General features: G+C 31.4%; 14 protein-coding genes and 3 pseudogenes. 11 read left to right on the top strand and 6 right to left on the bottom strand.

Annotated features, from left to right (window positions below; all coding sequences use genetic code 11):
- From DM800_RS29035 to DM800_RS29020, 4 genes are all read left to right on the top strand, one after another.
- On the top strand, positions 1–488 hold a 488-nt coding region (locus DM800_RS29035; RefSeq protein ID WP_147788230.1), incomplete at its 5' end, for a GyrI-like domain-containing protein.
- Between the two features lie 112 nt (positions 489–600).
- Positions 601–774, top strand: a complete 174-nt coding sequence (locus tag DM800_RS29030; protein ID WP_255447125.1) for an HAD hydrolase-like protein — start codon at positions 601–603, stop codon at positions 772–774.
- A gap of 108 nt (positions 775–882) precedes the next feature.
- Positions 883–1458: an NUDIX hydrolase gene (locus DM800_RS29025; RefSeq protein WP_147788229.1), complete on the top strand. Its 576-nt coding sequence runs from the start codon at positions 883–885 to the stop codon at positions 1456–1458.
- 180 nt (positions 1459–1638) lie between these two features.
- A complete protein-coding gene (locus DM800_RS29020; protein ID WP_147788228.1) occupies positions 1639–2433 on the top strand; it encodes a VOC family protein in 795 nt (264 codons plus the stop codon).
- Positions 2434–2475: 42 nt separating this feature from the next.
- On the opposite strand, the gene DM800_RS29015 is transcribed toward DM800_RS29020, so the two are convergent.
- Positions 2476–2883 carry a tautomerase family protein gene (locus tag DM800_RS29015; RefSeq protein ID WP_098953942.1) on the bottom strand — a complete coding sequence of 136 codons (408 nt, stop codon included), beginning with the start codon at positions 2881–2883 and terminating at the stop codon, positions 2476–2478.
- 110 nt (positions 2884–2993) lie between these two features.
- Here DM800_RS29015 and DM800_RS29010 point away from each other — a divergent pair, with 110 nt between their 5' ends.
- The gene (locus tag DM800_RS29010; protein ID WP_147788227.1) at positions 2994–3866 is read left to right on the top strand and encodes a LysR family transcriptional regulator; all 873 of its coding nucleotides are present in this window, start codon (positions 2994–2996) and stop codon (positions 3864–3866) included.
- A gap of 150 nt (positions 3867–4016) precedes the next feature.
- Complete coding sequence (locus tag DM800_RS29005) at positions 4017–4769, top strand: aminoglycoside phosphotransferase family protein (protein WP_147788226.1); 753 nt, start codon at positions 4017–4019, stop codon at positions 4767–4769.
- 78 nt (positions 4770–4847) lie between these two features.
- Here the strand turns inward: DM800_RS29005 and DM800_RS29000 are convergent.
- A pseudogene (locus DM800_RS29000) lies at positions 4848–5795 on the bottom strand (phosphotransferase enzyme family protein).
- A gap of 329 nt (positions 5796–6124) precedes the next feature.
- On the opposite strand from DM800_RS29000, the gene DM800_RS28995 reads away from it, so the two are divergent.
- The gene (locus DM800_RS28995; protein ID WP_147788225.1) at positions 6125–7219 is read left to right on the top strand and encodes a helix-turn-helix domain-containing protein; all 1095 of its coding nucleotides are present in this window, start codon (positions 6125–6127) and stop codon (positions 7217–7219) included.
- A 14-nt stretch (positions 7220–7233) separates the two neighbouring features.
- Here the strand turns inward: DM800_RS28995 and DM800_RS28990 are convergent, their stop codons facing one another.
- Complete coding sequence (locus DM800_RS28990) at positions 7234–8925, bottom strand: M3 family oligoendopeptidase (protein ID WP_147788224.1); 1692 nt, start codon at positions 8923–8925, stop codon at positions 7234–7236.
- Between the two features lie 190 nt (positions 8926–9115).
- Here DM800_RS28990 and DM800_RS28985 point away from each other — a divergent pair, with 190 nt between their 5' ends.
- The 4 genes and pseudogenes from DM800_RS28985 (at position 9116) to DM800_RS28970 (ending at position 12643) form a co-directional block, all read left to right on the top strand.
- On the top strand, positions 9116–10486 hold the full coding sequence (locus tag DM800_RS28985; protein WP_147788223.1) for an aminotransferase-like domain-containing protein: 1371 nt from the start codon (positions 9116–9118) through the stop codon (positions 10484–10486).
- Positions 10487–10595: 109 nt separating this feature from the next.
- A pseudogene (locus DM800_RS28980) lies at positions 10596–10910 on the top strand (helix-turn-helix domain-containing protein); the annotation flags it as partial.
- Positions 10911–10973: 63 nt separating this feature from the next.
- A complete protein-coding gene (locus DM800_RS28975) occupies positions 10974–11936 on the top strand; it encodes a helix-turn-helix transcriptional regulator (RefSeq protein ID WP_147788222.1) in 963 nt (320 codons plus the stop codon).
- 74 nt (positions 11937–12010) lie between these two features.
- Positions 12011–12643, top strand: coding sequence for a type 1 glutamine amidotransferase family protein (locus DM800_RS28970; protein ID WP_147788221.1), 633 nt, complete (start codon positions 12011–12013; stop codon positions 12641–12643).
- Between the two features lie 325 nt (positions 12644–12968).
- Here DM800_RS28970 and DM800_RS28965 read toward each other — a convergent pair.
- The 3 genes and pseudogenes from DM800_RS28965 to DM800_RS28955 form a co-directional block, all read right to left on the bottom strand.
- A pseudogene (locus tag DM800_RS28965) lies at positions 12969–14323 on the bottom strand (IS4 family transposase).
- 263 nt (positions 14324–14586) lie between these two features.
- Positions 14587–15456: an NAD(P)-binding domain-containing protein gene (locus tag DM800_RS28960; RefSeq protein WP_147788220.1), complete on the bottom strand. Its 870-nt coding sequence runs from the start codon at positions 15454–15456 to the stop codon at positions 14587–14589.
- A gap of 97 nt (positions 15457–15553) precedes the next feature.
- Positions 15554–16135 (bottom strand): TetR/AcrR family transcriptional regulator, encoded by a 582-nt coding sequence (locus DM800_RS28955; RefSeq protein ID WP_147788219.1) that lies wholly within the window; start codon positions 16133–16135, stop codon positions 15554–15556.
- Between the last annotated feature and the right edge of the window lie 605 nt (positions 16136–16740).

Raw genomic sequence — 16740 nt, 5'->3', positions numbered from 1 at the left:
ATATATTTCTGTTAAATTTATCCTATGATTACCACGTTTCAATAAAAGAAATTCCAGAAAGAAATGTAGCTAGTGTTAGAAAGATTATTTCATCGTATAATTGTGAAGGCGATTTATGGAGTATATTGATGCGAGAAATTCATATTAAAAATATTAGTATGGCCCATCCGAGTTATAGTATCGCTGTCTTCCATGATCAAGAATACAAAGAAAATGATGTAGATGTAGAAATACAGCTAAATATCTTAGGAAAGCATGAAAATACAAAAGATGTTTATTTTCAAAAAATAGAGCCAATCAAAGTAGCTTCTATAACAGTAAGCGGAAGTTATAAACAAATGACAAACGTAAATGAAGCAGCCGCAAAATGGATTGAGACAGAAGGTTACGAATTAGCAGGACCAATGTTTAATATTTATCATGTGAGCCCAGCGATGGAATCGGATCCTAGTAAGTGGGTTACAGAAGTCTGTTTTCCATTTAAGTGAGGATAAAGAAAAAAGGCATTATTTATATGCCTTTTTTCTTTATAAATATATCCATAAATATCAAGACAAGTTGCGACTGTAAAAAACGAATATAGGTTTACTTATAAAAGCTGTGAAAGAACATGTTCTATGTTTAAAAGACTGTTTTCTTATTGGCGATACAGGGAGTACGGATATAATTTCAGCTGAAAGGGCGAATATGAAAAGGATTTTGGTACGAACAGGATGGGGAGAAAGCTCATTAACAAAGTATAGAAATTCGTGGATAGAAACGGTGCCAAATTAAATAGCGGAAAATTTAATTGATGCCGTGTGTTGGATTGAAGAGAGTTTATAAACATAATATAATTATAGTAAACTGATTTGTGAGATGGTTAATTTAGGAGGAAAAATATTGATACATATAGATAAGAATGTACGAACATCTGGTGCATATGTAATGTATAAGAATTTATTTGTTTTTCAAGTTGGCCCAACGAGTAAAGGTGATACGTTAGGTGTAGTAAGACTTGGAGGACATAAAGAAGCGGATGAAACAGCAGTAGAAACCGCTAAAAGAGAAGTGAAAGAAGAAGCTTCTATCAATATTACTATATTGAATTCACCAACTACATATTATAAAGAGAATTGGAGTGCACAATCTAAGAAAATAAAAGTTGAAAATGAAGTCAATCCAATATTAATTATTGATAGTCCAGATGAAAGTTTATCTATCATGTATGTTGCCTATTCAAAGATTCCACCTAAACCATCTTCTGAAACGAATGGATTACTGTTACTTTCATTGAATCATATTGAACTAATTTGCACTGGGAAAATAACATTAAATGATTATATAAATCAAGGCGGAATTGCTATATTAAAAGAAAAAATGAATAAAGAGTTAATTTTACAACCTTTCCCACAACTTATGTTTTTAGCAGAACTTTTAAAAGAGGATCCTGTATTACTTCAGCAGTTTCTAAATTAGCAAAAAAACTTAAAAATGCACCCTTATTGATGGTGAGTATTAAACAAAAAGACTTTTGGAGCTAATATATTCATACTAAAGTTGTAGTTTTTATATAAAAAATCCATCCTTCCGTTTGATTTTATCTATTTATAAGTGTAATACAATACGAATAGATAGTATGAAATAGGGGGATGTAAAATGATTACACATATTTCTGATATAAAGCTACAAACCGTTTCTATAGAAGGGGTAAAACAAGTTTATAGGGACATATTATCTTTTCCAATAAAAAAAGAAACAGCATCATTTATTCAATTTGAAGTAACGCCATACACAACAATTAGCTTTCAAGAAGTGTATGAACCAATTGCACCTGCGCATTTCGCTTTTGAGATTCCATATTCAAAATTTCATGAAACTGCAAGATGGCTTGAAGAGTCTGGATTACTCATTGTGAAATGGAAAGATGGTCATACAATTGATGAAGAGAGCGGCCGATTCAACTTATATTTCAGAGATGGTGATGGAAATCTTCTCGAGATTATCGCGCATAGTTATGTTAAAGAAGATGTATTAGTACCGCATTCACCATTAAACATTTTATATGTAAGAGAAATCGGTCTTCCCGTTAAAAGTGTACCTGTTTTTACGGAATGGTTGAAATTAAATCTAGATATGAAAACAATGGAAGATGGGGATATTTTCAACTTTGTTATAGGTGGAACTGCCTATGTCGTCGCAACGTGGTGGCAGCGACCTTGGATTCCAATTACGATGAAAGCTTTACCACCGAAAGTACACGTTACTTTCGGAACACCAGATCAAGCATTTTTACAGCGCATACAAAATAATTTGAAGAAAAATAGTGTTCCATATGAATGTAAACATAATGAAGTATCATTTATTCAACAGGGATATTCATTTACTATCTCGCATACACCAAAGTTTCCTTCCGATATTCCTAGTAAAATAAACTTACCGCTTTCTATATAGTTATAGAAGGTGGTAAGTTTATTTTTTTGAGGAAAATAAAGCCTAGTTATTATGCTGATTTAACATTTGAGCTATACCTTGACCGAATGACCAATTCTCTATAGGTGTCTCGTGTAGTGTAATAAAAACATCAGCAGTAGAGATTTGTAGAATATTAGCTGTACTAGTGGCTATCGCTTTATATAAATCCTTTTTTTGATTAATTGTTCTTCCTGGCCCACACGTAATAGAAACATAAATCATATTGTTGGATCGTTTTATTGATCCTTCTAAAAGATAAGATGAATCATAAAAAAGTTGATGAGAAGGATAAGGTAAAAACATTTGAAAATAATCATTTTCGGGAATGTTGAAATGCTCAATTAACGAATGGTGAATTTGATTGCTTACATTTTTTAACAACGTATTATCGAATAATTTTTCAGGATGATAAACAGTGACAAATGGCATAATATAGCACTCCTTTTCTTTTGATTTCATTTTACTTCCAATACTTCCATTTGTATAATTGAAAATATATTAATTTATTATCAATAAAACCGATGAAGATGGTGTTCGAAATGGAAATGAAAGAATTACTTACATTTAAAAAAATTATTGAAGAAGGAACGTTTTCACAAGCTGCTAAACAATTAAACTATGCACAATCAACAGTTACTACACATATAAAAAAGCTGGAAAATGAAATTGGTTTTCTTTTGTTTGAAAGAGGATGGGATGCAAGATTAACAGAAGAAGGGAAACTTTTTGCAGAAGAAGTAGAAAATTTATTAACGCATTGGGAATATTCCATTTCTCAAGCTCAACGAATTAGTAATGAAGAGAAAGGCAATTTGAGAATAGGTCTATTAGAATCAGTTGCTAAAAGGTTAATACCGATAATATTAAAGTTTTTAAATGATGAAAAACCATATATACATTGTGATTTTGTAGTAGGAAATACAGCACTTTTATCAGAAATGATAGATCATAATAAGATTGATTTTGCGGTATGTGGCAATAATGAAAATATATCAAATGTAAAATTTATTGCAATATGTGATGAACAGATTGAATTTATAGTGAATGATCCAGAGCATCCTTTATTACAAAAAGAATTTGTTGAGGCATTTGATATTATAGATTATCCCGTTATTGTAGGTGAAAGTAATTGTTATTCCTATCAATCTGTAAGTTCTTTCTTGTTGGAAAATAATTTGTCTTTTAAAAGAATTTACAATTGTAGTGCATTAAACCTCATTCCACAAATGCTTTTTGGAAATGCTATAGGGATTATCCCGAAAGGTACAATTTTGAATGATGAAGTACTATCTTTTAAGATTAATGATTTTAATTCTAAAATTCCAATTGGTATACTCATTTCTACTAAAAATAAAAATTATTTAAGTCAAACGAAACAAAAAATTATCAACATCATTAAAGTCGCCTTATAATTATAGAGCTGTTTTCAATACGTATTTTTCTCTTTTTCATTTCAGATGTTTTTGTAATGATAGGGTTTATATGAATAGAAGGATATTCTAACATTGAAGTGGATTTAAAATAAGGTTGTAGAATACTACATGGTTTAAGGAGGGGGAAACTTGAATTTAGGTGAGCCAATAGCTAAAGGAAATACAGCGAAGATATATCTTTATGAAAATAAAGTTATTAAATTATTCAACGAATATCTTCCAGATACAGAGTCTATGAATGAAGCAAAAAAACAAAAATACGCTTATTCATGTGGGCTACCAGTTCCAAACGTATTTGAAGTAACAAAGATACAAAATAGACAGGCTATTATTATGGAATACGTAAAAGGCGACAGTATTGGTGACCTCCTGCTTAATAATCTAAATGAAGCAGAGCATTACATTAGTATTTGTGTTAATGAACAAAAAAAGATTCATGCTATACGTGTGAATATAGATGAAATGGAACCAATGAGAGAAAGGTTAGAGCGTCAAATTAAATCTGTTCATAAATTAGATGAAAAACAAAAAGAAAATATATTGAATAAGTTACATTTAATAAAATTTGAACCTAGATTATGCCATGGGGATTTCCATCCATTTAATCTAATTTTGAGTAAGGAAGAGAAAGTGAAAATTATAGACTGGGTAGATGCCAGTTCAGGTGATATTCGTGCAGATGTGTTTCGTACATATTTATTGTATGCACAGTCTCATATAGAATTAGCGGAAATGTATTTACAAATATATTGCAGTAATACCGATCTAACAAGAGATGAGATCTTTCAATGGGCTCCTATTATTATTGTAGCTAGATTTTCTGAGAAAGTATCTCCGCAAAATGAAGTGTATTTAAACAGATTATTGAATCAGTATTTATAAGTAATAAAACAAATGTTGTCTAGTAGCTAAAATGCTGTTGTTTAACTAAAGTTTCTTTGTAGTTAAACAACAGCATTTTTAAATATTGATATAGGTATATTTAGTTTCAATCTTCATCCTATAAAGATTCATTATCCGTACTTGTTCCTCAGTTAATTCTTCTTTATTCCAATACATATGTATTAAGCTATATTCAAAAATCTCCTTTAATTTTATAAACAATGGAAACTTGTCTATCATCTCTTTAGGGAGTTCATTTTCCTCTTGATACCCTTCAAATAGTGCTTTCGTAATAGAACGCTCATAGTCAATGATATTCCCATTTCCAGCAAATGAATATTCTATCGCACTATAAATAGGAACTGCTAAATCGAATATGTAAAAATGTTTTTCGCAATCTTGAAAATCAATCATTGTTATGTTTGAATTGTTTTCAACTAAAATATTTTCTAACCATAAATCTCTGTGAATTAAGCCGTAATTTGAAGTGGATTTTTGCAACTCATTTATAGAAGTTAAAACGTTAGATGCAATTTCTCTTATAGTAGTTTCTTCTTTAGGGATATACTTAAGAAAATTATATTCTTCATTCTCATACCAGTCGTTTATATGCTTAACCGGTTTAGTCTATTCAAAGCTTTTAGAAATACGATGTAATTTTCCAATTTGTTTACCAAGCTTTTTAAATATATTAGAATTCCATTCGCGCCTTGGTAGATGTATACCAGGAGCAGCTTTATATAATACAGCAAAAATCTCCTTGTCTAATGTTAACTTTTCTACTAAATTCCCATTAAGAGAAGGTATTATTGGAGGAACTGCTAAACCGTTTTGATATAAAAAGTTCGTATATGTAACTTCTTCTAACTGTTCTTCATACGTTTTGTAGTTTGTAATTCTAATGAAGTAAGTACCTAGTTCTGTAAGACATTGATACATTTCATTCGTTATGGGTTTAATGTTAATAAAATTTAACGAATATTGTTCATTTATTAATTGAAGTATTTCTTTTTCTAGCTCGTTCATTGTAGCGTCCTTTCCAAACTTATATTTTTTAACTAGAGAACTAAAAGAATCTTAATTTACAAAATTCGTGTTTAATATTTGAAATCCTTTAAAATAAAATATGATGTAAATTGACTTTTAAAAAGTGGTAAGGTGTATCCATCATACTAATTAACGCTAAATTGAAAAGTTAATAGAATGTATGAAAAAATAAGATAGCTAAAAAAATAAAATTAATACTTTCATATAAATTTTAAAGATCTTAGAGAATGGCTCATGTTATAAAACACAAAAAATATCAAAAGAAAGAAACGAATCTCTTTTATACTTATAAATAAGGGGTGAAGGAAATGAATGAACATATACAGCAGATGATTGATTGGATTGAGATCAATTTTAAAAATGAATTTTCATTAGTTGAATTATCCCGTTATATGGGGTACTCTCCTTATTATTGTTCCTTTAAATTTCGCCAAGTAACAGGCATTAGTATTAGGCGCTATATTCTTTTAAGAAGACTGTATCTATCTACGGAGGATTTGAAGAATGATAGAAAGATAATAGATATTGCATTGGATTATGATTATTCTTCGCAAGAGGCTTATAGTAGAGCTTTCAAAAATGTTTTTGGAATGAATCCAAAAGAATACCAACTTAACAAAATGCCAATTCAATCCTTTGTTAAACTCAATATAAATAAAAAAGAGGAGTTCAAAATGAATATTTCTAGAAAATTAGAGGTTGAGCAGTTACGTAGCAATAATAATGAGTTGTTTGATAAAGATGTACTTAACATATTGAATGGTCAAATGATGTATGAAGAATTTAAAACGGAGAAGCTAATGGGTGAGTCTGATTATGCCCCGTTTAATGAGGCAATGTGTGTAAATAGGGCTACTGCACAAGTCTTTGATGAAGAGTTTATTAAAATAAGAGCAGAAGGTCATAACAGTTCAGTAGAAAGTTATACGAAAAAGGTCATAGATCCGTTAAAAAATCTTTTTACGAAAAAGTATAAATACATTGTTTTATGGTTTGGTGAAGATATGTTTTGCCAAATGAATCTACTTACTATACTTTCATACCTGGAACAGTCTTGTTATGAAGGGAAAGTATACTTAAATAGTTTTAGAGAAGATGAATTTAAAGTAAGTCAACATAAACTGGAAATAGGAAATTATTCTTATATATACAATGAAGTAGTAGTACATCATAAAAAAACATCTCATAAAGTACCACCTGTAATGTATCAAGCTATAGATTTATATTTAAACATGTTAAAAGAAGATAATAGCGTAGTGAAATTCATCTCCAAAAATAAAGATTTATCAACTCGAGAATTATTAACAAAGTTGTTTAAACTCTTTCCGACAATCGGATATGGTGATTCTCAGTACATAGAACTAATAAATAAAATAAAGAAGAAAGCTGAACCTAATATATAGGAACAGCTTCCGTCTTACAATTGTTCGAGTAACTCTAATTCACTCTCTACAAATAACATTAGTTCTTTAATCATTTCTCCTGTAAAATCAAAACGAATGCCAGCAGCTTCATATACTTCAGTTAAAGGTTTAGAGCTACCTAACGATAATGCTTTTTTATAATTTTCTATTGCTTGTTTAGGGTTTTCTTTATATTGTTTATACATTTGCAGCGCACCAAGTTGTGCGATTGCATATTCGATGTAATAGAATGGTATTTCGAATATGTGTAGTACGGGTAGCCAGCCAGTTGCCATCCAATTTTCATAACCCTCAATATTTACTACATTCGATTGGTAAGTGTTATGTAATTCTAAATATTTTTCATTTCTTTCTTTAGCTGTATGATTAGGATTTTCATACATCCAATGTTGGAATTGATCAACGATAAGCATTTGTGGTAAATACTTAACAATATCTTTAAAGAAATCTAATTTTGCTTCTATAAATTCTTCTTTATTTTCATAAAAAGTATCCCAATACTCCATCGAAAACAATTCCATAGTCATGCTAGCGAGTTCTGCTGATTCTGAAGGGATTTCTAAATGTTTTTGAAGCTCTAACTGCTTCATACAATCATTATGAATACTATGGCCCATTTCATGAAGGAAAGTAGTAACATCATAATGTGTATGATTGAGATTCATAAAAATAAAAGATAATTGAGAAGCAGGTAAATATTCGCAAAATCCTCCAGGCCCTTTTCCTTTACGACTTTCTAAATCTAAGCAATTATTTTTGTGCATACGATCCAGTAATGCGGAAAACTCAGGGGCTAGTTTGTGTAAAATAAGAGAACTTTTTTTAATTAAATCGCTCGCATCTTCGATAGGTTTTAATGCTTTTTGATTGGGAGCTACAGCTAATACATCCCACAACCGAAGCGAATCCACTCCTAGTTTCTCTTTTTTCTCTAGCAATATTTTATTTTGAAGTGGCACTACATGCTTACGAATAGATTCAGCAAGCTCATAGCAATCTTCAGGTGTATAATCAAAACGCTCATGTTTTTTAAACATATAATCACGATAATTATGTAATTGAATGTTTTTTGCCTTTTCATGACGGATTACGATTAATTCATTTAATATATGTTGTAATTTATCTTCAACAGATAAGAACTTTTCAGAAATGAGCGTTTTTGCTTTTTTTCGTATATTACGATTCGGATCTTGTAAGTAAGACTGTAGTTCAGTAATTGTTTTTTCTTCACCGTCCCATAGTGCAGTTAAACCACCTGTAATTTCGAAGTACGCGGTTACGAGTTTGTCTTCGTTTACTTCTAAATCAATGTTCTTTTCACAAAATAATGTCTGCGCATTCTTTATTTTTTTATCTAGTAAGCTATACGTTTTTGGATCAAGTTCCATTCGAAAAGGTGATTCTAAATATTTAGTATCAAATGCATTTTGATAACGTTTCATAAGAGGTCGTACAAATTGTTGATCATATTCGAAAGTATCTTTTATTTCTTTATTATCTGTATTACATTGAAAGGCGATATAGTGCGATCTTAATTGTTCTTCAATTTCCCAAATGAATGTAGATTGTTTCTTTAACCAGTTTTCAAGCTCTAGTTTTGAAGAAATCACTTCATTTAATAAAGTAGAAAGATTATTTTCTAATTCTAGAACGTTACTAATATCAATCGTATTTAAGCGCTGCATGACATATCCCTCACTTTTTATTTATTCATAGAGATATTCTATTTATTAATTGTAATTTCCTTGTTAAGAGAAGGAAATGTGAAATAATGTTAAACTTTAAAGTGATAGAAGGGATGAATTTCCTTTCGCTTTATTATGAGCCTATGAGAGTGAGGAATCCTTTTTAGTGCTTCTATAAGGGAGTGAAATAATGTATAAGTATTTACATGTTTTAAATGATATAGAAAACATGATTCAACATGGAGAGATAAAAGAAGGCAAGAAGTTACCGTCTATAAGGTCACTCGTTACGCAATATGAATGTAATAAGGCAACAGTTATACGTGCGCTTCATGAATTAGAAAAGCGTCATATTATATATTCCGTCCCTCAAAGTGGCTACTACGTTGTTCGAAAATCAGGGGAGGTTGTAGAAAATGAAGAGATAATTGATTTTGCTTCCTCAGCACCAGATCCAGATGTTTTTCCATATTTAGATTTTCAACATTGTATTAATAAAGCCATTGATACATATAAAAATGACTTATTTGTATATGGGACACCAAAAGGGTTACCGTCTTTAATTCCGGTTATTCAAAAACAGTTGGCAAATTACCAAGTGTTCACTAAAGAAGAAAATATTTTTATAACGTCAGGTGTACAGCAGGCACTTGCAATATTAACTTCTATATCGTTCCCAAATGGAAATGAAACGATATTAATTGAACAGCCAACGTATCATTTATATATTGAATATCTAGAAATAAACAAAATTCCTGTTATCGGTATTAAACGCACGAATGAAGGCATTGACTTAAATGAATTGGAACGTATTTTTCGAACAGGTAAAATAAAATTCTTTTATACAATACCAAGATATCATCATCCACTTGGAACTTCTTACTCTAAATATGAGAAAGAAAAAATCGTGTTATTGGCTAAGAAATATAATGTATTTATAGTGGAAGATGATTATTTAGCGGATTTAGAAACGGATTCAAAAGCAGATCCGTTATATAGCTTGGATCATGGTAATCATGTCATATATTTGAAAAGTTATTCGAAGATCATTTTTCCTGGTTTACGAGTCGGTGTAGCAGTTATTCCGCCAGTTATTGCGAATGCTTTCCATACATATAAAAAGGTTTTAGATATTGATAGTCCCATGATATCTCAAGCGGCTTTAGAAATTTATATAAAGAGTGGCATGTTTGACCGTCATAAAAGTAAAATTAATTCTTCCTACTACAATAGATCAAAAAAACTAGCAGAAACATTAGAAAAAGTGAAAAATGAAAATCCATCGTTATTTACATATAATAGACAAAACACATTGGGAATACACACTTGTTTAGAAATACAGAAAAACATAGTTACAGAAACATTTATAAAAAAATTAAGAGAAAATCAAGTAAGTATCGATTCAGTTGATAGAAATTATTTAAATAATTTTCATAAAGAAAAGTTATTAAAGTTAAACGTATCGAATGTAAAGGAAGAAAGGATTGAAGAAGGAATTCGTAAAGTAATTGAGGAAATCAAACAAGCGGAACGTCTAAATTTTCAATTTAAAAAAGAATAAAATGAATAAGAAGGTTTGTTTTGAGACGCAAAATAATTCTCTTGTTTGTGTGTATCGCTATAATAATTGAAGCTATTGTTGTTACTAAATATTATAATAAAGATGATAATTAAAATCCTTAAAAGATACATGGCTAGATTTATCAGAAGATAATCCCTACAGCCAATTCTTAATTACGTTTATGGCGGGTGTAAACCTATTAGAACGTGATCTTATCCGTATGCGGCAGCGTGAAGGGATTGAACTGGCTAAGAAAGAAGGAAAGTTTAAAGGCCGGTTAAAGAAGTACCATAAAAATCATGCAGGAATGAATTATGCAGTAAAGCTTTATAAAGAGGAAGATATGACTGTAAATCAAATTTGTGAAATTACAAATGTGTCTAGGGCCTCATTATATAGAAAGCTATCGGAAAGGAACAGTTGATGAGTTATACCAAAAGTCAGAAATATATAATAGAAAATAAATTCCATATAGAGGTGGAATTATATGCCTAAAATTGATAATATGTTAGCGATTCTATGGATGCTTCGCTCAGGTAAAAAAATTACTGCGAAACAAATTTCAGAAAAGTTAGAGATGAATATAAGGACTGTGTATCGTTATATTGATACAATTTCAACAAGTGGTGTACCTATAATTTCAGAACCAGGACATAACGGTGGATACACTTTATTGAACAATTTTATTGAGGCTCCTCTTTTTTTTGATTTTGAAGAGCAAACTTCACTATTTCACGCTGCTGTTTTTGCAGAAGAAGCCGGATATTATGGAGGTAAAGCATTAAATAGGGCCATTTCAAAACTAAGTAAATACTCAAATCAAGAGCAGGAAGCAAAGATAAACCAACATTTAAGTAGTCTAGAAGTAATAAGTCGATTTAGTTCACTCTCTATGGAACATTTTTTGAAGGAATTGGAGCAGGCCGTAACTGACGGGTACTCAGTAAAAATTCTTTACTATAAAAGTGGCAAAAAGCAATTAAATTATAGATTGGTCGATCCGTACAGAATTATCTATTGGAATAATAAGTGGTATGTGATTGGATTTTGTCATCTTAGGAATGATATCCGTAGTTTTAGAGTAGATCGAATTGAAAGTTTAATGCTAACCGAAAATAAGTTTAACCGGCCAGAAAATTTTTCAGCACGTGACTTTTTTATAAAAAATCTTCTTCCAACTATAGAAGATAAGGAAGGGATTATTTCTTTGGTTATTAATGGGGATAAAAGTGTATTGGCTGATATTTGCCAACATTGGTTTTTAGGGCATTATTTACAAGAACGGACTTCAAATCAAGCAGTTTTTCTTCTTGAAAAAGATATTATACATACATATGTACCTTATTTACTTTTACCATACAATAAATCTATTAAAGTTATTGAGCCAATAAGTCTTAAGAAAAGACTTATTGAAGTTCTGTCGGAATTAATAAAATTTCATCAAGTATGATAACTTCCCTGACGTTAACTGTCAGGGAAGTTATATTATAATAGCTATATCAATTGTGATTGGAGTGTTATTGGATGCAAACAAAAAAAGTTTTTCTATATGTATTTAATACAATGTCGGACTGGGAATATGGATATTTAATTGCTGAACTAAACTCAGGAAGATATTTCAAAAAAGATTTAGTACCTTTAAAAGTAATTACAGTAGGAGCTAATAAAGAAAGGATTACTACTATGGGAGGACTGAGCATAAAACCAGATATTTCCCTTGATGAATGTACTCTTGAGAGTAAAGATCTTTTAATTTTACCAGGAGGGACTACTTGGAGTGAAGAAATTCATCAACCTATTTTGGAAAGAATTGGCCAAGCTTTAAAGCTTGGCACTATTGTTGCTGCAATTTGTGGTGCAACTGAGGCCCTTGCAAATATGGGATACTTAGATACTAGAAAGCATACAAGTAATAATTTAGAATACACTAAAATGGTATGTCCTAACTATAAAGGAGAAAAGTTCTATGAGTTGGGATCTGCGGTATCTGATGCGAATTTAGTTACTGCATCAGGAATAGCTCCTCTGGAATTTGCGATGGAAGTACTGAAAAAATTAGATGTATTTGCATCAGATACATTACATGCATGGTATAATCTAAATAAGACTCATAAACCTAAATACTTCTTCCAGTTAATGAATTCAATAAATAGATGAACTAAAAAATTAACTTAGCAGATTTATATTTGTTTAAATAAAAACCATGCTCTAGACAATGTCAAAACATGGTTTTTAAATATAACTTAAAAATGCTTATGGAATAATGAAAAAGCCCAATTTCTCTATTAATTAACGGTGAAGTTGGGCTTTTTAGTATTGAAAATTCCTAAACGTTGTAAATCCGTATTTTCGTGACGTTACCCCATCGCTATCAAGCTAAGAAAATATAACGTCAATTATAGTAGAGGTTATTTCTTTTTTTGTGTAAGGAATTTAAAGATTTGCATATGAAATAAACCCTGACGGGTTTCATTTTTTTGAATTAAGCCGCTTGATTATCAGACATGGTACAATTGTAAACGACACCTAATATATCAAAGACTGTTTTCTTTTCGTACCGATGAGATTTTCGCCCATTTTGCTGTATGAGGTTGAACAGGCGAATTAGAATCTTTGATAGCTCTTGGGTGTCTTTTTGTATAGCTTGGAAAAGAAGAAGAAAGTAATCTTTAATCATATAGATAGCCTTATATTCACTCAATTCTTGTTTCTTTTTCATAAGAAGTAATTGTCGCATTTGAAACATCGTAGAAGAACAGAGTAGAATGGCAATCAGTTGTCCATACAAATGGCATTCTAATCGTTTTCGTTTTATCTTTTTACAATGATGAATATGAAAGAATGATTTCCACGTTTTAAATAAAATCTCGATTTGCCAACGTAAAGAATACCCCTATAGATATTGATACCACTAAGTCGTTTACTACGAGCGGAATACTTCATTCCTTTCTTTTTTTCTCTTACAGTTTGATCGTGTAATCGTTTTTGTTGTTGTTCTTTTGTTAGTCGGTGAACAATCACACGAGTTGGGACTTTATCAGTCATTCCTACATAAGCGTTGGATATTTCGCATGTTTGTCCTGGCTGAAGAGAATTCATTAAAACCTCCATATCTATCTGGATATACTCTGTACCTTTCTTAATTCTGCCATCTTGAAAATAATCAGGATTAGGATTTTTTTGATAAATACGTGTATTGGATTTGATACGTGAGATATAATAAGCTTTTTTATCTTGTATATGTTGAAAATCCTTCAAATGAAAATAGCCTAAATCTCGGATACATAAATCATTCGCTGTTACAGTTGGGACACACTGGGAACCGTAGGTTCGATCATGTTGTTTACCTGGCCCTGTATGAATATGAAGGAATTGTCCACTTAATAAATCATACTCAAGCTGAATCTTCACCCCCGCTGTATGACTGCATCCTCCTGCACCCGGATAAACAGATGAAAAAGGATCTGGGAGTTGAAATGCAGTTGAATCTAAAATACGAATACGTTTAAAAATAGATGTATACGGAGAAGAAATCGGCATAGATGAAGCTAATTTTTGGTTTAGTAGTTTGGCTAATAGCTGTTGTAAAAAGTGAACAGCTTCCTGATTAAATCGTTGATTCAGTCCCTCAGGACTGATAAGCACTTCAGTTGATGATTCTAAACAGCTAGATAGCTGAGTTAAAGAAGTCGTAGCAACCTTTTGGCTCATCCACACACTACTCAGTCGCTGAACAAATCCAACATCTCTAGCAAGATTCTGTAAGGCATTTGGAGATAAAAACCTTTGAATTTCTTGAGCAAATAATTGTAATTCATCAGATATAGAAATAGACATAAAAAAACGCCATCCTTTCCTATGATTCTACAGAAAGAATAGCGTATTTTTCATTGGAGGGTAATTTAATTTCTTTAGATTAATAGCAATTTGGCGAGATTATAACACAATCATCTCTAAATTATAAATCATCACCTATTCAGTTAACTTTTTGATAGTAGGTATCACTGCAATTAATCAATTATTATACAGTAGTTAGTATATTATTTTTAGTCTCAGGTTGTATCATGTATGTAAGATCAAGGATGATTAAAGAAGATTCTTTATTTCAATAATTGAGTAATTGCTGCTTCAAAATCACATTTTCCATATCCTGCATCAATAGCTGCTTTCATCTGATTTTCCATAACTTCACATACACGGGTATCAATGTTATTATCCTCTAATGTTTTCATTATCGTTTGGAGTCCATGCGTATGAACATCCAAGGATGCGACGGTAGCATCTTGGAATTTGCCAGTGTAGTTTTCTAGATTATCAGGCAAGTGGGTAACCAGTTGGTGACCCACCACTGGAAGTGCTGCCTTAATATGTTTGCAATACTCGGAGATAGGTAATTTGTTTCGTATACAAAGCGCTGAACCTAGCAGGGCAAACCAATAAAGACCGAATTGCAGAGCTGACGTGCTCATCTCAATTATTTCTGCAAAGCGAATGTCTGTCCCAACAAAATGTGGCGAAGAAAGTGCCAAAAGTTGATCTTCAATTTGGTCAAAAGCCTCCTTGGGGCCAGAATATACAAGATATGCGCGATGTGTACCAATATCGTGAGGATAACAAATAATCACACTTTCAAGGGCGATAGCGCCTCTGTCTTTAATCATTTGCTCAAAAATTTGGGCTTGAGTTGGGGTTGTTGTAGTAGTGTTTACAATGATTTTCCCTTTGATAGCTTTCGATTTGCATTGTTCAATAACCTGCATTGCTATCTTATAATCTGGTAAGTTTAACAGAACGAAATCGCAATCTAGAGCGTCATCCAATGATAATTTGAACGTAGCTCCTTCAGCTACAAATGGCTTGGCTGCCGTGGGATTTTTATCGACAATGGTAATAGTATGACCTGCTTTCATAAACGCGCGAATCAGAGCGCTTCCCATAACACCACAACCAACTACAGTAATTTTTGACATAAGCGACCTCCAATATGATTTATTTAGTCCAATTGGACTAAATAAATCATATTACTCATATCAAGTTTCGTCAATGTTTTTTGAACAATCAAAAAAATCACAGCGCAATATTTGCTAGCACAGCGTCTATTCTTGACTCATCTATCTTTTCGTGAAGTGAATAAATAAGAAGCCCATCGATAATGATTAAAACTGCTTCTGCCTTATATACCATGTGGTCATCCTCGCCTCGATAAATCTCTTCCAAAACACGTTTGATGGACTCTCTCCAATCGTTATAAACATTTTTGATTGCAGACCTTATTTCCGTATTGTATTGACCCATAGTGCTTATTTGCGTGAAGGCCCACGATTGTTTTTGATGACTTATCAAAACCATATCTTTGATGAAATGTTTTACTATCGTTTGTGAACTTTCGTTGAGATTGGCGTTATTTTGTTTATACTTTATGTACCAATGCTCAATCTCCGTTTTATATGAAATAGCAAAAAATTCGATATAAGCCAGTAGAAGTTTCTCTTTTGTATTAAAATAATAGTTGATTTTTGAATGAGCGATTTTGGCCTTTGCTGCGATATCTCGCATAGAAACCTTTAGAAGAGGCTTTTCCTCTAAACATTGCTGAAGTGCATGCAGTATTTCCTGCCGTACCTGTTCTCTGTCAACAATAAGTGGCATATCCTTCCTTCTCCTTTTCTAATTTAATGTGCCTGATATCTTTTTTCAATCGATACCTCAACACATGAGATTATAGCACATTATTGACCTGTTTGATCTTGAGTATTTTTGCTTTTAGATACCCATCAATCCAAGATTATATAACTTTAATTTCACGTAAGTTTTTTCTTTTTTTTAAAATATCAGCCCGATTTATTTAAAAATAGGAAAATCCCCATCACCATCAACTTAAGAAATTGATTGTTGTCCATAACGAAAGAATTGAGCCGAATTCTCATGAATAATTGTAAAAAGTTGAAATTTTCGTCATGGGGATAATTAAAACCTTAGGTTGATGGCGATGGGATCACCATATCAAAAAAAAAGAAAATTGTGCGTTTAGACATATTTTTCAACCGCTTCCTGTACGTTAAGGGACTCGTTATTTTTTTTACAGTTTTTTATTATGAAATTCTAAATAACTAATTATAATAGGTGAAAAAAACGATCAATAGTTGGGGGACGGAAAGGATTCGAATTTACATTCTTTCTCAATACATATTATGGATAAATAAAGTAAAATATGGGTTGGGGTTATGTCTCCTATTGTGTTAATCCTAACAATA

Source organism: Bacillus sp. AY18-3 (genome assembly GCF_008042305.1).
In the GTDB taxonomy this organism is placed as follows: domain Bacteria; phylum Bacillota; class Bacilli; order Bacillales; family Bacillaceae_G; genus Bacillus_A; species Bacillus_A wiedmannii.
The sequence above is the reverse complement of the archived record's forward strand: the minus strand, read 5'-3'. Positions and strand labels throughout refer to the sequence as shown.

Coding starts and splice junctions, on each gene's coding strand:
- DM800_RS29020 (WP_147788228.1), top strand. CDS start 1,639: ATGATTACACATATTTCTGATATAAAGCTACAAACCGTTTCTATAGAA.
- DM800_RS29015 (WP_098953942.1), bottom strand. CDS start 2,883: ATGCCATTTGTCACTGTTTATCATCCTGAAAAATTATTCGATAATACG.
- DM800_RS29010 (WP_147788227.1), top strand. CDS start 2,994: ATGGAAATGAAAGAATTACTTACATTTAAAAAAATTATTGAAGAAGGA.
- DM800_RS28995 (WP_147788225.1), top strand. CDS start 6,125: ATGAATGAACATATACAGCAGATGATTGATTGGATTGAGATCAATTTT.
- DM800_RS28990 (WP_147788224.1), bottom strand. CDS start 8,925: ATGCAGCGCTTAAATACGATTGATATTAGTAACGTTCTAGAATTAGAA.
- DM800_RS28985 (WP_147788223.1), top strand. CDS start 9,116: ATGTATAAGTATTTACATGTTTTAAATGATATAGAAAACATGATTCAA.
- DM800_RS28975 (WP_147788222.1), top strand. CDS start 10,974: ATGCCTAAAATTGATAATATGTTAGCGATTCTATGGATGCTTCGCTCA.
- DM800_RS28970 (WP_147788221.1), top strand. CDS start 12,011: ATGCAAACAAAAAAAGTTTTTCTATATGTATTTAATACAATGTCGGAC.
- DM800_RS28960 (WP_147788220.1), bottom strand. CDS start 15,456: ATGTCAAAAATTACTGTAGTTGGTTGTGGTGTTATGGGAAGCGCTCTG.
- DM800_RS28955 (WP_147788219.1), bottom strand. CDS start 16,135: ATGCCACTTATTGTTGACAGAGAACAGGTACGGCAGGAAATACTGCAT.